Raw genomic sequence first — 14783 nt, forward strand, 5'->3', positions numbered from 1 at the left:
CACGCGGGGTCCTCCTCGGCGTCGGGCTTGAGCACCAGGGCGGTGGCACCGCTCTTCTCGTGCCTGGCCAGGTAGAGCTCTGCCTGGCTGTCGGGCGGCTGGGGCATCTGCTCCTCGAGCTGGTAGGGCCCCAACTGCGTGCGCTCCTCCCAGCTCGCCTCGGGCTTCTTCTTGTCGTCCATGCGTGCTCCTCGCTGGCCTCACCGCATGCCGGAGGCCCGGGACGCTTGTTCGCATGGAGCCGAGCCCTCGCACCAGGAGGTGCCCGGTACAGCAAAGGGGCGCCTACCCTCCAGGTGCCGAGCCAAGGCAATTCGAATGCTCTGAGTCAATCGCAGACGCTGCTGCAATCACCCTGCTTGAAGAACGCGTCGTCGACGCCGTTGGCACACTCGACCCTGAGCGCGCTCGTCGACTGGCGGCACCAGGGATCCGTCCTCTTCACCGCCGGGCGCCCCGTCCCAGGCTCGAACCAGACATGGACGGTCCATATCCGCTCGTGCTCGGCATCGAACTCGTGCTCCCGAAGGTCGCTCTTCTCGATGGCGACACACCCCGCCCCGTCCAGGCGCTTGCCCTCATCGAGCGCTGACTGCTTCAGGTCGGAGGTCGTCGCGCACTCGAAGTTGCCGTCACCGGGGGCATGGTGCCACCCGGCCTCGTGCACCCAGAAGTGCACGCTCGAGATGCTGTCGAGCTCCGGCGCGTCGCAGGGCTTGAACGTGAACGAGTACCCCATCCCGATGATGGGCCAGCCCGATTCCGGGCCCGGCTTCTTCTGGAAGAAGAGGAGGTTGGGGTCATCGAGGTCGCCCGAGGCGTTCTCGAGCGGCTGGGGGGTGAGGAATCCCCCATCGCGCTGGATGAGCGTGACCCCAAAGCCTTCGAGCTCGGCGTGGGCAACCCCGGTGGTGTGGGCATCGAAGAATTTCGGCTCTTTCGAGTCGAGCGCCGCCCGTGCGTTGGAGAAGCGGGCCCGCACACCCGTCCCGGCCTTGCCGAGCGCGCCCTCCTTGGTCCGGACGAAGATGGAGCCGCCGCAGGGAGTGCTGATCTTCTCGCCCGGCAGCGGGTTGTCAACCGAGGGCAGCGAGATGCAGTCGGTATCGACGCCGTCGCAGTCCTCGTCGCATTCGCCGTTGCCATTGACGCACAAGGGCAGGCCGCTGCTGCTCTCCAGGTCGTCCGAGGGGAAGCTCTGGTTCATCGCGGGCGTCAAGCAGTCGGTATCGACGCCGTCGCAGTGCTCGACACAGACGCCGTTGCCACTGACGCACTGTGGGCGGCCGGTGCCTCCGCTGGAAAGAAGGCCCACCGCGAAGGACACCATGAAAAGAGAAACCATCACACCTCCGCGAGAGACGGAGGAGCGAGGTGATGGATGTGACAGCGGAGGCGCGCAGGCCTCCTCTTCAGGAGTGGGTTCGATTCAAGGCGGCGGGCAACCTCTCTTGGAAGCGGCGGGAATCGAAGCCGCCGCCTGGCACTCCCAGAGCGGGCCTGGCGGAGTCGGATCGTCACGAAGGACGGGCGCGAATGGGACCTGATCACAGGCGCGCCCCTCCCTCCGGCTCTCCCCGAGTCCGCGCTTTACGCGCGGCTTCTCGAGGACCTGGGCGGTGCGGCACCCTGAGGCGTCCTCAAACCGTCCCGCCTCCAGGAGGATTCACGCCGTGGGCTGACCGGCGCCCAGCGCCCGGGCCTGCTTGCGCCGCAGCAGCTCGCCGCGGATGAAGCGCACCTCGCGCCCGCCCTGTCCCGCGATGGCGCTGTTCTCCTGCGCCCGGCGGATGAGGTACGGCAGCACCGCGCGCACCGGGCCGTAGGGCAGGTACTTCGCCACGTTGTAGCCCGCCTTCGCCAGGTTGAACGAGATGTTGTCGCTCATCCCATACAGCTGGCTGAAGAAGACGCGCGAGTCATTCGACGCAATCCCGCGCCGGGCCAGCTCGCGCACCAGCTTCTGGCTGCTCTCCTCGTTGTGCGTCCCCGCACACAGCGCCATCCGCTCCAGGTGCTCCAGGCAGAACACCACCGCGCTGTCGTAGTCCGCGTCCGTGGCCGCCTTGTCCGGCTGGATGGGGTCCTCGTAGCCCCGCTCCTTCGCGCGCAGCCGCTCCTTCTCCATGTACGCGCCGCGCACCAGCTTCGCCCCGAGGTGGTAGCCCTTCGCCCGCGCCCTCTCCAGCGCCGCGCGCAGGTTGCCCAGGCTCGCCTTCCGGTACATCTGGTACGTGTTGTAGACGAGCGCCTTCTCGCGGTTGAAGCGCTCCATCATCTCCTCGCCCAGCCCGTCGATGACGTCCTGAATCCACGTCTCCTCGCCGTCGAGGAAGATGCGCACGCCCTTCTCGTATGCCCGCTCGCAGATGCGCAGCACGCGCTCGCGCACCCGGCCCCACTCCGCCTGCTCCTCCGCGCTCAGCGCCTCGCCCGCGCCCCGCTTCTCCAGCAACCCGAAGCGCGCCAGCCCCGTCACCTTGAAGACGCTGAAGGGAATGTGCGGGTGGCTCGCCGCCCAGTCGATGGTGGCAATCGTCTCGCGCGCCGTGGCGTCGAAGCCCTCCTCCGTCTTCTCGCCCTCCACGCTGTAATCGAGGATGGACTGCACCCCGAAGCGCCCCAGGGCCTCCACCGCCGGCTGGCACTCCTGGATGCTCTCGCCGCCGCAGAACTGCTCGAAGACGGTGTGCTTCACCACCAGCCGCACGCCCGGCAGCCCCACCCTCACCGCCCAGGCGGACAGGGGGATGCCCGCCTTCACCAGCCAGGGATGGCCCAGCGAGGCGAAGAGCAGGTGCGCCTTGCGCATCTGCGCATCGCTCTTGGTCGCGAAGGCGATGGCCGTGTTGTCGAACGAGACCGAGGGCGCGGGCCCCACGGGGTGCTCGGGAGAGGAAGGGGCGGAGGGGGCGAGTGCGGACATCGAGTGCCGAGCTATATGGTTTTCCGGGCCGCTTCAAGCTGGGGGGTCCGCCGCCCCGGAAGCCCGCCTGAAGGGACTGACCACACGCCCACACTTCCTTGGGAGGCCCACGGAAGGAAAGTCCGTGCCGCACTGCGACAGGAGCGGAACCTGGCCTAGCCTGCGCCCATGCCCACGGTGAAGAAACCCCGCACTCCCCAGGACGCCCTGCCTCCTCGGCTGCGCGCCCTGCTCGAGGAGCTCACCCACCGTGAGCTGGCCGCCCGGCTGGAGCGCGTCTACCGCGCCGCGGCATTGGCGATTGAGCGGCTGGGGCACTTCAACATCGTCAAGTACGAGCCCACCTCGCTGGAGGAGGCGGAGGGGGCGGACCTGTCGCTGTGGGAGACGATGGCGCCGGCCCTGCGCGACACGGTGGTGGACGTGAACGCCCTGGTGTCCGCCGTTCACGAGGCCTTCCCCCCGCCCGCGCCGGCGGCCCAGAAGGACGCGTGGGCGCCTCCGCCCGCGAGCGCCGACGAGCGGCTGGAGCGGGAGGTGGAGGCGGTGCTGCACTCGAGCGCGGGGCGGCTGTCGCGGCGCGTGGCGGACCTGGGCCAGCGGGTGCGGCGGCCCGAGGTGGTGAGCGACCGGTGGGCCCTCATGGGGGAGCTGCAGTCGTTCCGCGCGGACTTCCGCTCGCAGGTAGGAGACCTGGTGTACCTCACGGCGGCGGCCTTCGGGGACGTGCAGCGCGAGGACGTGGTGCCGGGCTACCAGACGCAGGTGCTCGCCGCGGCGGCGCTGCGGGGCGCGGTGGCGGACTTGAGGCGCTCGCTGCAGTCGCGGCTGGAGAAGGCCGCGGCCTCGCCCCCCGAGGAGCTGCCCGCCCAGGCGCGGCGCATGGAGGAGGCCCTGGCGTCCTTCGCGGGCATGCCGGTGTCGCTGACGATGAAGACGCGCGACAAGCGCCTGCTGGTGGAGCTGCGCGAGCGGCTGCGCGCGTGGGCCCGGCGGCCCGAGGGCGAGCTCAAGGCGCTGGTGGAGCCGTTGCTCGGCGAGCTGGGACGGGTGGGCGCCGAGCTGACGCAGCGCACGCTGGCGGTGCATGACCGCGGGGTGTGGGCGAGGTGTGGGGCGCGGCTGGAGCAGGCGGCGATGCACCTGTTCCTGGGCTCGCCCGGGGCCGAGCGGGTGCTGCGCGAGGCGCTCGAGGCGGCCCAGGCGCTCCATGGCCGGGCGGCCGCCTTCGACGCCTTCCTGCGCAAGGCGCGCCTGGCCACCGAGCAGTCCTTCGACGACGCGCAGCTGCGCGAGACGCTGGAGCTGTTCCGCGAGCGTCTCGCGGCCCTGCCCTTCAGCTGAGCCGGGACGGGCCCGGGGCTACTTCGTCTCGGGCTTCGTGCCCTCGGGCAGCGCCGGAGCGGCGGCGGCCACGGGCAGGCGCGGAATCACCAGGTTGCGGTACTCGGTGGCGAGCGTGTCAGGCGTCATCTCCTCCTGCCACTGCTTGGGGTTGGTGTTCCAACCGTAGTCGGCGGGCACCTTGCCGCCGCCCTGGTTCTTGTAGCCAATCATGTCCGGGAAGGCGGTGGACCAGCGGCCCGCCGGGTCCGGCTCACGGGTGATGGGCTCGCGGTGGGACCGGGGGGTGTAGTTGCTCTTGCTCATGAAGCGTGCTCCTAGCAGGTGCGCGGCCTCTCCGGAACCCCCACGCGGGGCCCGGAGATGCCCGGCCCCTAGGGCGCCTGGCCCGGCTCGCCCGCTGCCCGCCCGGCGGAGGAAGCCCCGGCCCGCGAGCGCCTCCGGCTGCGCGGGGGCACCGGCGGCAGCCAGCGCGGCCCCAGCTCGAAGATGGCCGCGAAGTAGCGGGCCTGGGCCTCGCTCCCGTAGCGGTAGCGCCGCACACCGCCCTCCTTGAGGGTCACCTCCACGCCCCAACTCTTCCTGTGCCGGCGAAGCGCGACTCGCGCAATCTCCATGCCCACCCTCCCCCTCTGGAGCGCCCTTCTCTTGGAAATGGCGTGCCAACGCGCGCCCCTGAGCACGCCGGGTTGCGATGTGTGGCCGTGGACACCCGGGGGCGGGACGGTAGGCGCTACAGGCCCGCCTGCCTGTCCTCCAGGGGTGCAAGGAAATCGCGTCCCGGCGACTTGTGGCCGCCGATTGCTGCGTTACCTGAAAGGCATGACCGCAACGACTGAGAAGAACACGGGTGACGCTGTCTCGGAGTTCACCCTTCCCGATGGTTGCATGCTGTGTGGCGGCGCGGTGACCATCCGCAGCACGCCGGGAAGTGGCTCGCACAGCTACTGCCCCCACTGCCACTGGCTGTCGCGCACGCGCCTGCGCATGCACAAGGGTGGCCTCGAAATCGCCTACGCCGCCCAGGCCATGGCGTAAGCCGTCGCAGCAGGTTCCGAGACGGGCCCCTCCCTCGTGGAGCCGCGTGCCCCTCGGAGCCCTTGCAGTCCCCGTCCTCCCGGCGCTACCTCTCTCTCCCCCATCCGCGGCACCGCACGTCCACGGCTCCCCGCCCGTGCTCAGCGCATGAGCCACAGGGCGCACGGCACCGTGGCGAACGAGAGCGGAATGCCCAGCCCCACCATGAGGGCGGAGAGCTCGGGGTCCAGGCCGTGGTCCGCCGCGAGGATGGCGGCGGTCACCATGGGCGCCATGGCCGCCTCGAGCACCGTCACCTCGAAGGTGAGGCGGCTCATCCCGGGCACCGCCAGCAGCATCAGCGTGATGGCGAGCGGGGCCAGCACCAGCTTGTAGCCGAGCCCCAGCACGAGCGGGCCCACCCGGCCCTTCACCCCCGAGAACCGCAGCTGGTAGCCCACCGAGAAGAGCGCCAGCGGGGTGAGCATGTCCCCCAGCCGTCCGAGCACCACGTCCACCCACTCCGGCCAGTGCAACGGGTGGGTGAGGAGCGCGACGGCGAGCGCGGCGAGGGGCGGAAAGCCGAGCACCTTGCGCAGCAGTGCCCCGGGCCGCGTGTCCTGCGCGGCGGCGCGCGCGGCGAAGAGCGTGGCCACCGAGGCCAGCGCGGGGAAGGAGCCGAGCTGATCCACGACCACCGCCACCCGCACGCCCTCCTGGCCCATGAGGCCCTCGATGAGGGGAATGCCCACGAAGGAGGTGTTGCTCAGCCCGCCCGTGAGCACGAGCGCCGCCACCGTGGAGGGCGAGAAGCCCAGCCGCGGGCCCAGCGCGCGGAAGAAGAGCCACGAGCCCCCGAAGACGAGCCACGGCGTGGTGGCGGCCACGAGCAGCTCGGGCACGAGCGAGAGCCGGTGCACCGCGCGCAGCACCAGCGCGGGCAGCGCCACGTTGAGCACGAAGGCGTTGAGCACCAGCGCCGTCTGCTCGGGGAAGCGGCCACTGCGCCGGGCGATGGCCCCCAGGATGAGGCTGGCGGCCAGCAGGCCGAGGAGCTGGCTCACGAGGACCGCCTCCCGGAGGCACGCGGGGCGGGACGGCCCTCGCCGGACAGGAGCGGGCGCTCGCGCTGGATGAGCCCGGTGAGGAAGTGGAGGGTGGCGCGCACCCGCGCGTTGTGCTGCAAATCCGGGTGGACCACCAGCCAGATGTCACGGCGCAGCGAGGCCACCATGGGCGCCACCCGGCGCAACCCCGGCTCCCGGTCCCCGCACAGGCACGGCATCACCCCCACCCCGAGCCCCCCGGCCGCCGCCCGCACCACCGACAGCACCGAGTTGCAGCGCACCGCCACGCGTGCACCCGGAGCGGTCGCGGTCAGCCAGCGGGCCTCGGGCCACTTCGCCGCCGCGTCCGCGTAGCCGATGACGTCATGCCCCGTGAAGCCCTGCGCCAGGTCCGGCAGCCCGCGCCGCTCCAGGTAGTCCTCCGACGCGTAGGGCGCGATGGCGATCTCCCCCACCTTGCGCGCCACCAGCGTGTCGCCCTGGGGCCGGGTGAGCCGGATGGCGATGTCCGCCTCGCGCCGCGCCAGGTCCAGCGCGCCGTAGTCGGTGAGGAACTGCACTTGAATGCCCGGGTGGCGCTCGCGGAAGGGGGCGAAGCGCGGCAGGACGATATCCACCGCGAAGGCCTCGGTGAGGGTGATGCGCACCACGCCCTCCAGGCGCGCGTCCTCGCCGCTGGCCCGGCGCTCCACCGCGAGCGCGGAGGCCTCCATCTCCTCCACCGCCGAGCGGATGCCCCGCCCCGCCTCCGTCAGCGACAGCCCCGTGGGCGTGCGGTCGAAGAGCTTCGAGCCCAGCTCCTCCTCGAGCGCCGCCAGCCGCCGCCCCACCGTGGAGGCATCCACCGCGAGGCCGCGCGCCGCCGCCGCCAGCGTCCCCTCGCGGGCCACCGCCAGGAAGTAGCGCAAGTCGTTCCAGTCGGGCACGCCCTGCAAATTCGCATGGCCCCCCTGCAATCTCCAGCGTTTTCGCAATGGGTGCGGCTGGGGCATCTCTTGGCTCGCCCGGGCCGCACGGAGCGGCCGGAGCCTTCTCTCACTGGAGCCACGCCATGAACGCACGCAACCTCTTCCTCTCCCTCGCCACCCTGGGCTTCGCGGCCGGCTGTGCCACGTCTGGAAGCACCGCTGGAGGCGCCTCGGCCCCGGCCACGCACGTGAAGCCGAAGGACCTGAAGGGCGCGTGGACGAGCGCGGTGTGCGAGGCCATGGCCCCCAACCCGGACGGCTCGAGGACGTACTTCAAGCGCGTCTTCGACATCCAGGAGACGGCGTGGTCGCTGAAGTTCGAGACCTTCGGGGACGCGGGCTGCACGGCGCGCCTGTTCACCGCGCGCTTCGAGGGCCCGTACACGCTGCTGAAGGACTCGGAGAAGGTGGCGGGGGCGACGGAGGCCAACTTCGGCTTCGGCCGGCACTACATGACGGCGCACGTGCAGCCGGTGGCCGACTGGTTCCAGGGCGCGAAGTGCGGCACGAAGCCCTGGAAGGTGGGCGAGGAGCAGGAGACGAGCACCACGGGCTGCGTCTTCCTGCGGCCGGTGACGGCGTGCGGCATGGACCACGACGTGGTGAAGGTGGAGGGCCACCAGCTCTTCTTCGGCCAGCGCCCCGCGGACAACGACATGTGCACGCCGGACAAGCGGCCCACGCAGCTCACCCCGGTGGCGGTGGTGCGCGGCTGAGAGGCCGTGAGGCCCAACGGTCCTTCGTGACGCTCCGGGTGGCCCAGAAGGGATGGGCCCACCGGGAGCCGGGATGCGCGGAGCACACCAGGTGTTGATGACAGCACGGTTCCCTGGGATGCCAGTCACCCTTGCATCTCAGGCATTGTGCACTACCCGTGCCTCGGCTCAGGCCTGTGTGTTGTATGCCGTTCCCAAGCAGGCATCGAACCTGGCCATTCGTCTCCGTACACCCAAGTATGCCCCATCCGCGTGCGCGGAATTTTTCCCGCGCCAGATGAGGATTCCAGCAATGCACAAAAGCAGAGCGCTCTCGCTGTTCGCAGCCTCCACGTACAGCCTGTTCATGATTCTGGGCTGCAATGTACAAATGGATGAGGATGACCCGGCGGGAGCGGGCGAGAGCGAGCTGGGTCAGCTCGAACAGCGTTTTACCCAGTGTGGAACGGCTTGCCCGAGCGGCTACCACCCGACGCAATATAGCTGCAACAGTATTGCTTGCGGAGGTTCGTGCGGCTTCGGTGCCCTTAATCAGGTACAGTGTGACCTGAATAGCGGTACGTTCAACCAGTGCGGAGTGGGTTGCCCGAGTGGCTGGCATCCGACGCAATATAGCTGCAACAGTATTTATTGCGGAGGTTCGTGCGGCTTCGGTGCCCTCAATCGGACAACGTGTGAAAAAGACTGCGATCCGAGGGCCGGGACCCACGGTCAGATATGGATCAATCCTGCTGCCTATTCATACTATGTGTACCGTGACGGATGGTGCACCGTCGGCCACGGCTTGCCTACGGGGTGCTATGACGGAACCTATTACTATTACCAGACCCTTGAAAACTATGCCTGCTGGTCGGGTGGAAGCAGCGGCTCGTGCTACGACTACGATGCCTTGTGGCGCGTGACATGTAATTCGCTCGTCGACTGCGTCTATAATTGCAACGGGCAGTGCGTGCAGACGGGTTGCTGAGTCCCGGCTCACCCAGGGCCACTTCCCGAGCATCGACGAGCGCCTGGCGGCAGCTGCGGGGGGCGGCGCGGCGCAACGGGCACGGCCGCGGCTGCGTGCGCACGGTGGCGCGCTGGGAGGTGCACGCCGGACAAGCAGCCCAGGTCGCCCTCCCACCCGACGCCGCTCCCCCCGCTTCCAGTTCATCGAACGACACTGGAAGCGATGGCGGGAGCGCGACTCCTTCCGGCATGCATACTCGGACGCCGCCGGAGCCCCGCGCAAAAGGAGCGCCCCCTATGAGCACCGTGAAGGTCGGTACCGAGAACAGCACCTCCATCGAGCTGTACTACGAGGACCACGGCACGGGCCGTCCCGTGGTGCTCATCCACGGCTGGCCGCTGAGTGGACGCTCGTGGGAGGCGCAGGTGGGGCCGCTCGTCGACGCGGGCTTGCGCGTCATCACCTACGACCGGCGCGGCTTCGGCGAGTCCAGCAAGCCCTGGACGGGCTACGACTACGACACCCTCGCCGCCGACCTGAACGTGCTCGTCGAGCACCTGAACCTGCGCGACGCGGCGCTGGTGGGCTTCTCCATGGGCGGCGGCGAGGTGGTGCGCTACCTCGCGAAGCACAACGGCGCGGGCCGGGTGACGCGGGCCGTGCTCGCGGGCGCCGTGCCGCCCAACCTCTACAAGACGCCCGACAACCCCGAGGGCGCGCTCGACGACAAAACCCTCAACAACTTCCAGGCCGCGGTGCGCACGGACCGGATCTCGTTCCTCGACGACTTCACCCGCAACTTCTTCAGCTCCAACGGCCAGCTCAAGGTGAGCGAGCGCCAGCGCAAGTTCGCGCGTCTGCAGGGCTCGCTCGCCAGCCCCAAGGGCACGCTCGAGTGCATCAACGCCTGGGGCCGCACCGACTTCCGCGAGGACGTGAAGAAGCTGAAGGTGCCGCTGCTCGTCCTCCACGGCGACGCGGACGCCATCGTCCCCTTCGAGGTGAGCGGCAAGCGCGTGGCGGCGATGGTGCCCGGGGCGAAGACCGTCCTCATCAAGGACGGGCCCCATGGCTTCAATGCCTCGCACCCGGCCGAGTTCAACCGCGCCCTCCTCGAGTTCCTGAAGGGTTAGGACGGCGGGCGGTGAGCCGCTCGGCGAACTCCGACACGGGCGTCGTCCAGAGCTCCCTGCGCTCCCTATCCCTTCCACACCACGCGCTCGCCCTCCAGGGCGCACCGCCCTGCCCCTCGCGGTCCGCGGCCCAGTCGGACGACCACACCCGGTGCAGCCGCCAACCGAGCCCCCGCAGCACCTCGGAGCGCAGGCGGTCGCGGTCTCGCGCGCTCGCCGCCGAGCGGTAGTGCGGCCCATCGCACTCCACGCCGAGGACATACTCCCCCGGGCGCTCGGGGTGCACCACGGCCAGGTCCACCCGGTACCCACCACAGCCCACGTCCGTGTGCACCGAGTAGCCCATCCCTCGCAAGGCCGCGGCAACCTCCCGCTCCGCGGCCCCTTCGGGCTGACGCTCGGCGGCGCCCGCCGTGGCGGCTGTGGCCTCCGAGGCCCGCCGCAGGAACTCGCGCAGGTGGCGCGCTCCCACGGACGCGGTGCGCGACAGGTCGATCTGAAGCAGACCCAGAGGGGCACGGGTGCCGGACTGGGCAGGCGAGCGGGCGGGCCCCCGCGCTCCTGGCAGGTAGCTCCCCGCGCCTGCCCTCCCGCCCCACCCTTGCTCGTCAGGGGGCGAGCGCATGGAGCGGGAGGACACGGACACGCAGCTGACGGCGGTGGAGGCCACGAAGATTCCCCTCATCGCCCCCGAGCCCCACCCGCGGGTGCGCCGCACGCCCCGGACGCGTCCGGCCTCCCGGCTGCCCCGGGGCGACTTCCGGAGCATCGACGAGCGCCTGGCGGCCGGACGCGCCCTGCGCAAGCGCTGCCCCCGCGGTGCCCACGCGCGCTGGCGTCCCGACCGCAAGCGCGCGCCCCTCGAGCAACTGCGCCAGTCGGACGCCCCGCGCCTGCCTTTCCTCGTGCCCGTGCGCCACGAGCGCATGGCCGAGTCCCCCTTCGCCTTCCTGCGCGGCACGCCCTTCCTCATGGCGTACGACCTGGCGCACTCCCCGGTGAGCGGCGCGCGCACCCAACTGTGCGGCGACGCGCACCTGGCCAACTTCGGCCTGTACGCCACCCCCGAGCGCCACCTCGTCTTCGACCTCAACGACTTCGACGAGACGCTGCCCGGCCCCTTCGAGTGGGACGTGAAGCGCCTGGCCGCCAGCTGCGTGGTGGCGGCGCGGCACAATGGCCTGGGCCGCAGCTGCGCGCGCAAGGTGGCGCGCCAGGCCGTGAAGGCCTACCGGCGGATGATGCGGCGGCTCGCCACCGCGGGGCTGCTGGAGGTTTGGTCGCTGCGCGTGGACGTCACCGAGCTGGTCCACTCCTCGCGCCGCACCGCCCCCGTGGCCACCGAGGCCGTCGAGAAGGCCCGCCGCCACACCAGCGCCCACGCCGTGGAGAAGCTCACCGAGGAGCGCGGCGGGCGGCGCCGCCTCGCCTACCAGCCCCCGCTGCTCTTCCCCCTGTCCTCGGTGGAGCTGGGCATCTCCCGCGCCGAGCTGCGCCACCGGATGAACCGGCTCACCGCGGGCTACCTCACCTCGCTGGATGGCGCGATGCGCGACCTGTGCCAGCGCTACGAGTGGCTCGAGTGGGGCTTCAAGGTGGTGGGCGTGGGCAGCGTGGGGCTCCAGGCCTACGTGGTGCGCTGCCAGGGCAATGGCCCGGAGGACCCCCTGGTGCTGCAGGTGAAGGAGGCACAGGCCTCGGTGCTCGAGCCCTACCTGGGACCGAGCGGCGCGCGCGGCCCGGGCGAGCGCGTGGTGGTGGGCCAGCGGCGCATGCAGGCCTTCTCGGACCTCTTCCTCGGGTGGACGGAGGTGGAGGGCATGGGCTCCTTCTACGTGCGCCAGCTGCGCGACATGAAGGGCTCGCTGGACGTGGAGAAGATGACGGCGGGCGCGCTGCTCGACTACGCGGACGCCTGTGGCGCCACCCTGGCCCGCGCCCACGCACGCACCGGGGACGCGGCCCTCATCGCCGGCTACCTCGGCGGCAGCGCCTGCTTCGACGAGGCCGTGGCCGACTTCGCCGTCACCTACGCGGACCAGGTGGACGAGGACTACGCGCGCTTCCTCGAGGCCCACGCCCGCGAGGCCACCGCGCGGCTCGTTCACTGACGCGCAGCGTGTCCAGGGGCTGTCCCGTGTCGTCCCAGGATTGTCCCCTCCCGCCCTCCGGGCGCCTCGCCGGAAGTTTCTTCCCCCCGGCCGCCTGTAAAAACCTCCCCTCCCCCCGTGCGTTTCCCCGGGCCGCTCGCCCAAGCGCCGAGGATCAGGGGCTGGCGCGATTCCTGCTCTTCCTCCCGCCCGAGATGCCTCGCTCGGACAAATTCACCGGATACACCGTTGAAGTCAGCTCCGCTGCCTGGAAGCAGCTCGCTCGCCTGCCGCTGGAGACCTACCAGCGCATCCGCGGCGAGTTGGAGAACGTCTCCACCCGGCTGGCGGGACTGGTGAACCAGTCCACCGCGCTCTCGCTCGTCGTCGGGGACTACATGGCGCGCTACGCCGTGTCCCCGGAGCGCAAGCGCCTCACCCTGCTCGAGCTGGAGCCCCGCGCCGAGCACACCCCGTAGGGAGCATCCAACCGACCTCGGCCGTCCGATCGACGAGGTCGTAGAGCGGCTGGCGGACCCCGGGCCGGTCCATCTACCGGCAATTGTCTGTTTTCCTTTTCAGGCTCTCGCCCGCTGTCCCTCCTGCGTGACGTTGCTCGGCTCCGGGCCGCTTCTTCTCGAGCAGCGCCCTGGCGCGTGCCACGGCCGACATGGCGTTGGGCCAGCTCGCGGGTGGCGGCCGGGTTCGTGGTGAAGTCTCCCAGGTTCTTCACCTCCAGCCGGTAGTCGCCGGCGAACCTGGATCTTGAGAAATGAATCAGCATTCACATTGCCCACCTCCCAGGTCTGCGGGTACCTTCCGCGCGCGGTCGCACGGCATGCAGGGGGCCGCAACGGCGCGGGAGCCACTCCGTGAGCAATGATTTCGTCCTCGAGACTCGAGATCTCACCCGTGAGTTCAAGGGGTTCGTCGCGGTCAACGGCGTCAACCTCCGCGTCCGGCGGGGGACGATCCACGCATTGATTGGCCCCAATGGCGCGGGCAAGACGACGTGCTTCAATCTGCTGACCCGGTTCCTTCAGCCCACCCGGGGCCGCATCTTCTACAAGGGCGAGGACATCACCTCGGTGAAGCCCGCGGCCGTGGCGCGGCGCGGCATGGTTCGCTCCTTTCAAATCTCCGCGGTGTTCCCGCACATGACGGTGCTGGAGAACATTCGCGTGGCCCTCCAAAGAAAGCTGGGGACGTCGTTCCACTTCTGGCGCACCGAGCGCACCCTCCACGGGCTGAACGAGCGCGCCCACGCGTTGATGGAGGAGGTGGGCCTGCGCTCCTTCGCCAACACCCTGGCGGTGGAGCTGCCCTACGGGCGCAAGCGCACGCTGGAGCTGGCCACCACCCTGGCCCTGGAGCCGGAGCTCATGCTGCTGGACGAGCCCACCTCCGGCATGGGCCATGAGGACATCGCCCTGGTCACCTCGCTCATCCAACGCGTGGCCGCCCAGCGCACCCTCCTCATGGTGGAGCACAACCTGAGCGTGGTGTCCCACCTGTGCCAGACCATTACCGTGCTCCAGCGCGGGAGCATCCTGGCCGAGGGAACCTACGAAGAGGTCTCCCAGAATCCCCAGGTCCGGGAAGCCTACTTGGGAGCCTCCGTTGCCGCCTGATTCCCAGTCCTCCGAAGTCCTCCGCATCTCCAACCTCCACGCCTTCTACGGGGAGTCGCACATCCTCCATGGCGTGGACATGACGGTGAACCGCGGCGAGCTGGTGACGCTGCTGGGGCGCAACGGCTCGGGGCGCACCACCACCTTGAAGGCCATCATGGGGCTGGTGGGCAAGCGCACCGGCTCCATCTCCTTGAATGGGCGTGAAGTCATCGGCCTGGCGCCGCACAAGGTGGCCCACCTGGGCGTGGGCTACTGTCCCGAGGAGCGCGGCATCTTCTCCAGCCTCAGCGTCGAGGAGAACCTCCTGCTGCTGCCCCGGGTGCGCAGCGGGGGAATGACGGTCGAGGAAATCTACAAGCTGTTCCCCAACCTGCTGGAGCGCGCGAAGAGCCAGGGAACACGCCTCTCGGGCGGTGAGCAGCAGATGCTGGCGCTGGCCCGCATCCTGCTGACCGGGGCGCAGCTCCTGCTGCTGGATGAAATCACCGAGGGCCTGGCGCCCGTCATCGTCCAGCTGCTCGGCCGGGTCATCGCCCAGCTCAAGGAGCGCGGCTACACCATCGTCCTGGTGGAGCAGAACTTCCAGTTCGCCGCCCCGCTGGCCGATCGCCACTACGTCATGGCCCACGGCCACATCAGCGAGATGATCCGCAAGGAGGAGCTGTCCTCCAAGATGGACTCGCTCCACCAGCAGTTGGGCGTCTAAGCCATAGGAACTAAGTTCTTTCAGGGGGTAGCATCGCCGCTCGGTAGGAGTGAGGAGGGGCGATGACCCCTGAGCAGAGTAGCATCCGGCTGACCCCCAAGCAGCGGCTGGTACTACAGAGGGCCATGCGGCAGAGAGGCCAGGGGGGAGTGGCACTGCGGGCCAGCGTCGTCCTGCTGAGTGCGCAGGGGCAGAGTGCAGCCAGCATTGCAGCAACCCTGGGGCTGAGCGCG

At 70.0% G+C, this 14783-nt stretch carries 15 protein-coding genes and 1 pseudogene; 8 read left to right on the forward strand and 8 right to left on the reverse strand.

What is annotated here, in order from left to right:
* The 3 genes and pseudogenes from ACJ8AN_RS13480 to ACJ8AN_RS13490 form a co-directional block, all read right to left on the reverse strand.
* Window positions 1-182, reverse strand: a pseudogene (locus ACJ8AN_RS13480) (hypothetical protein); the annotation flags it as partial.
* A 146-nt stretch (window positions 183-328) separates the two neighbouring features.
* Entirely contained in the window at window positions 329-1345 is a 1017-nt protein-coding gene (locus ACJ8AN_RS13485; RefSeq protein WP_407755732.1) for a hypothetical protein, read from the reverse strand.
* 321 nt (window positions 1346-1666) lie between these two features.
* Complete coding sequence (locus ACJ8AN_RS13490; protein WP_407755733.1) at window positions 1667-2926, reverse strand: proline dehydrogenase family protein; 1260 nt, start codon at window positions 2924-2926, stop codon at window positions 1667-1669.
* A gap of 168 nt (window positions 2927-3094) precedes the next feature.
* On the opposite strand from ACJ8AN_RS13490, the gene ACJ8AN_RS13495 reads away from it, so the two are divergent.
* On the forward strand, window positions 3095-4270 hold the full coding sequence (locus tag ACJ8AN_RS13495; protein WP_407755734.1) for a hypothetical protein: 1176 nt from the start codon (window positions 3095-3097) through the stop codon (window positions 4268-4270).
* Between the two features lie 18 nt (window positions 4271-4288).
* On the opposite strand, the gene ACJ8AN_RS13500 is transcribed toward ACJ8AN_RS13495, so the two are convergent.
* Both ACJ8AN_RS13500 and ACJ8AN_RS13505 read right to left on the reverse strand, forming a co-directional pair.
* The gene (locus ACJ8AN_RS13500) at window positions 4289-4576 is read right to left on the reverse strand and encodes a hypothetical protein (RefSeq protein WP_407755735.1); all 288 of its coding nucleotides are present in this window, start codon (window positions 4574-4576) and stop codon (window positions 4289-4291) included.
* A gap of 68 nt (window positions 4577-4644) precedes the next feature.
* Window positions 4645-4887, reverse strand: a complete 243-nt coding sequence (locus tag ACJ8AN_RS13505) for a hypothetical protein (RefSeq protein ID WP_407755736.1) — start codon at window positions 4885-4887, stop codon at window positions 4645-4647.
* A gap of 205 nt (window positions 4888-5092) precedes the next feature.
* Here ACJ8AN_RS13505 and ACJ8AN_RS13510 point away from each other — a divergent pair, with 205 nt between their 5' ends.
* Window positions 5093-5308 (forward strand): hypothetical protein, encoded by a 216-nt coding sequence (locus ACJ8AN_RS13510; RefSeq protein ID WP_407755737.1) that lies wholly within the window; start codon window positions 5093-5095, stop codon window positions 5306-5308.
* Between the two features lie 140 nt (window positions 5309-5448).
* Here the strand turns inward: ACJ8AN_RS13510 and ACJ8AN_RS13515 are convergent, their stop codons facing one another.
* Both ACJ8AN_RS13515 and ACJ8AN_RS13520 read right to left on the reverse strand, forming a co-directional pair.
* Complete coding sequence (locus ACJ8AN_RS13515) at window positions 5449-6351, reverse strand: AEC family transporter (RefSeq protein ID WP_407755738.1); 903 nt, start codon at window positions 6349-6351, stop codon at window positions 5449-5451.
* Window positions 6348-7280, reverse strand: a complete 933-nt coding sequence (locus ACJ8AN_RS13520) for a LysR family transcriptional regulator (RefSeq protein WP_407755739.1) — start codon at window positions 7278-7280, stop codon at window positions 6348-6350. The genes ACJ8AN_RS13515 and ACJ8AN_RS13520 overlap by 4 nt, the downstream gene beginning before the upstream one ends.
* A 125-nt stretch (window positions 7281-7405) precedes the next feature.
* Here ACJ8AN_RS13520 and ACJ8AN_RS13525 point away from each other — a divergent pair, with 125 nt between their 5' ends.
* Window positions 7406-8038: a hypothetical protein gene (locus ACJ8AN_RS13525; RefSeq protein WP_407755740.1), complete on the forward strand. Its 633-nt coding sequence runs from the start codon at window positions 7406-7408 to the stop codon at window positions 8036-8038.
* A 1245-nt stretch (window positions 8039-9283) separates the two neighbouring features.
* Window positions 9284-10120 carry an alpha/beta fold hydrolase gene (locus ACJ8AN_RS13530; RefSeq protein ID WP_407755741.1) on the forward strand — a complete coding sequence of 279 codons (837 nt, stop codon included), beginning with the start codon at window positions 9284-9286 and terminating at the stop codon, window positions 10118-10120.
* On the opposite strand, the gene ACJ8AN_RS13535 is transcribed toward ACJ8AN_RS13530, so the two are convergent.
* The gene (locus tag ACJ8AN_RS13535) at window positions 10086-10592 is read right to left on the reverse strand and encodes a hypothetical protein (RefSeq protein WP_407755742.1); all 507 of its coding nucleotides are present in this window, start codon (window positions 10590-10592) and stop codon (window positions 10086-10088) included. The two genes, ACJ8AN_RS13530 and ACJ8AN_RS13535, sit on opposite strands and share 35 nt — an antisense overlap.
* 151 nt (window positions 10593-10743) lie before the next feature.
* Here ACJ8AN_RS13535 and ACJ8AN_RS13540 point away from each other — a divergent pair, with 151 nt between their 5' ends.
* The 4 genes from ACJ8AN_RS13540 (at window position 10744) to ACJ8AN_RS13555 (ending at window position 14550) form a co-directional block, all read left to right on the forward strand.
* Window positions 10744-12231, forward strand: coding sequence for a DUF2252 domain-containing protein (locus ACJ8AN_RS13540; RefSeq protein ID WP_407755743.1), 1488 nt, complete (start codon window positions 10744-10746; stop codon window positions 12229-12231).
* A 194-nt stretch (window positions 12232-12425) separates the two neighbouring features.
* Entirely contained in the window at window positions 12426-12689 is a 264-nt protein-coding gene (locus ACJ8AN_RS13545; RefSeq protein ID WP_407755744.1) for a type II toxin-antitoxin system RelE family toxin, read from the forward strand.
* A gap of 393 nt (window positions 12690-13082) precedes the next feature.
* Entirely contained in the window at window positions 13083-13841 is a 759-nt protein-coding gene (locus tag ACJ8AN_RS13550; RefSeq protein ID WP_407755745.1) for an ABC transporter ATP-binding protein, read from the forward strand.
* Window positions 13831-14550, forward strand: coding sequence for an ABC transporter ATP-binding protein (locus ACJ8AN_RS13555; protein ID WP_407755746.1), 720 nt, complete (start codon window positions 13831-13833; stop codon window positions 14548-14550). Before ACJ8AN_RS13550 ends, ACJ8AN_RS13555 begins: the two co-directional genes overlap by 11 nt.
* The last annotated feature ends 233 nt before the right edge of the window (window positions 14551-14783 follow it).

It is taken from the genome of Archangium sp. (assembly GCF_045802675.1).
GTDB lineage: Bacteria > Myxococcota > Myxococcia > Myxococcales > Myxococcaceae > Archangium.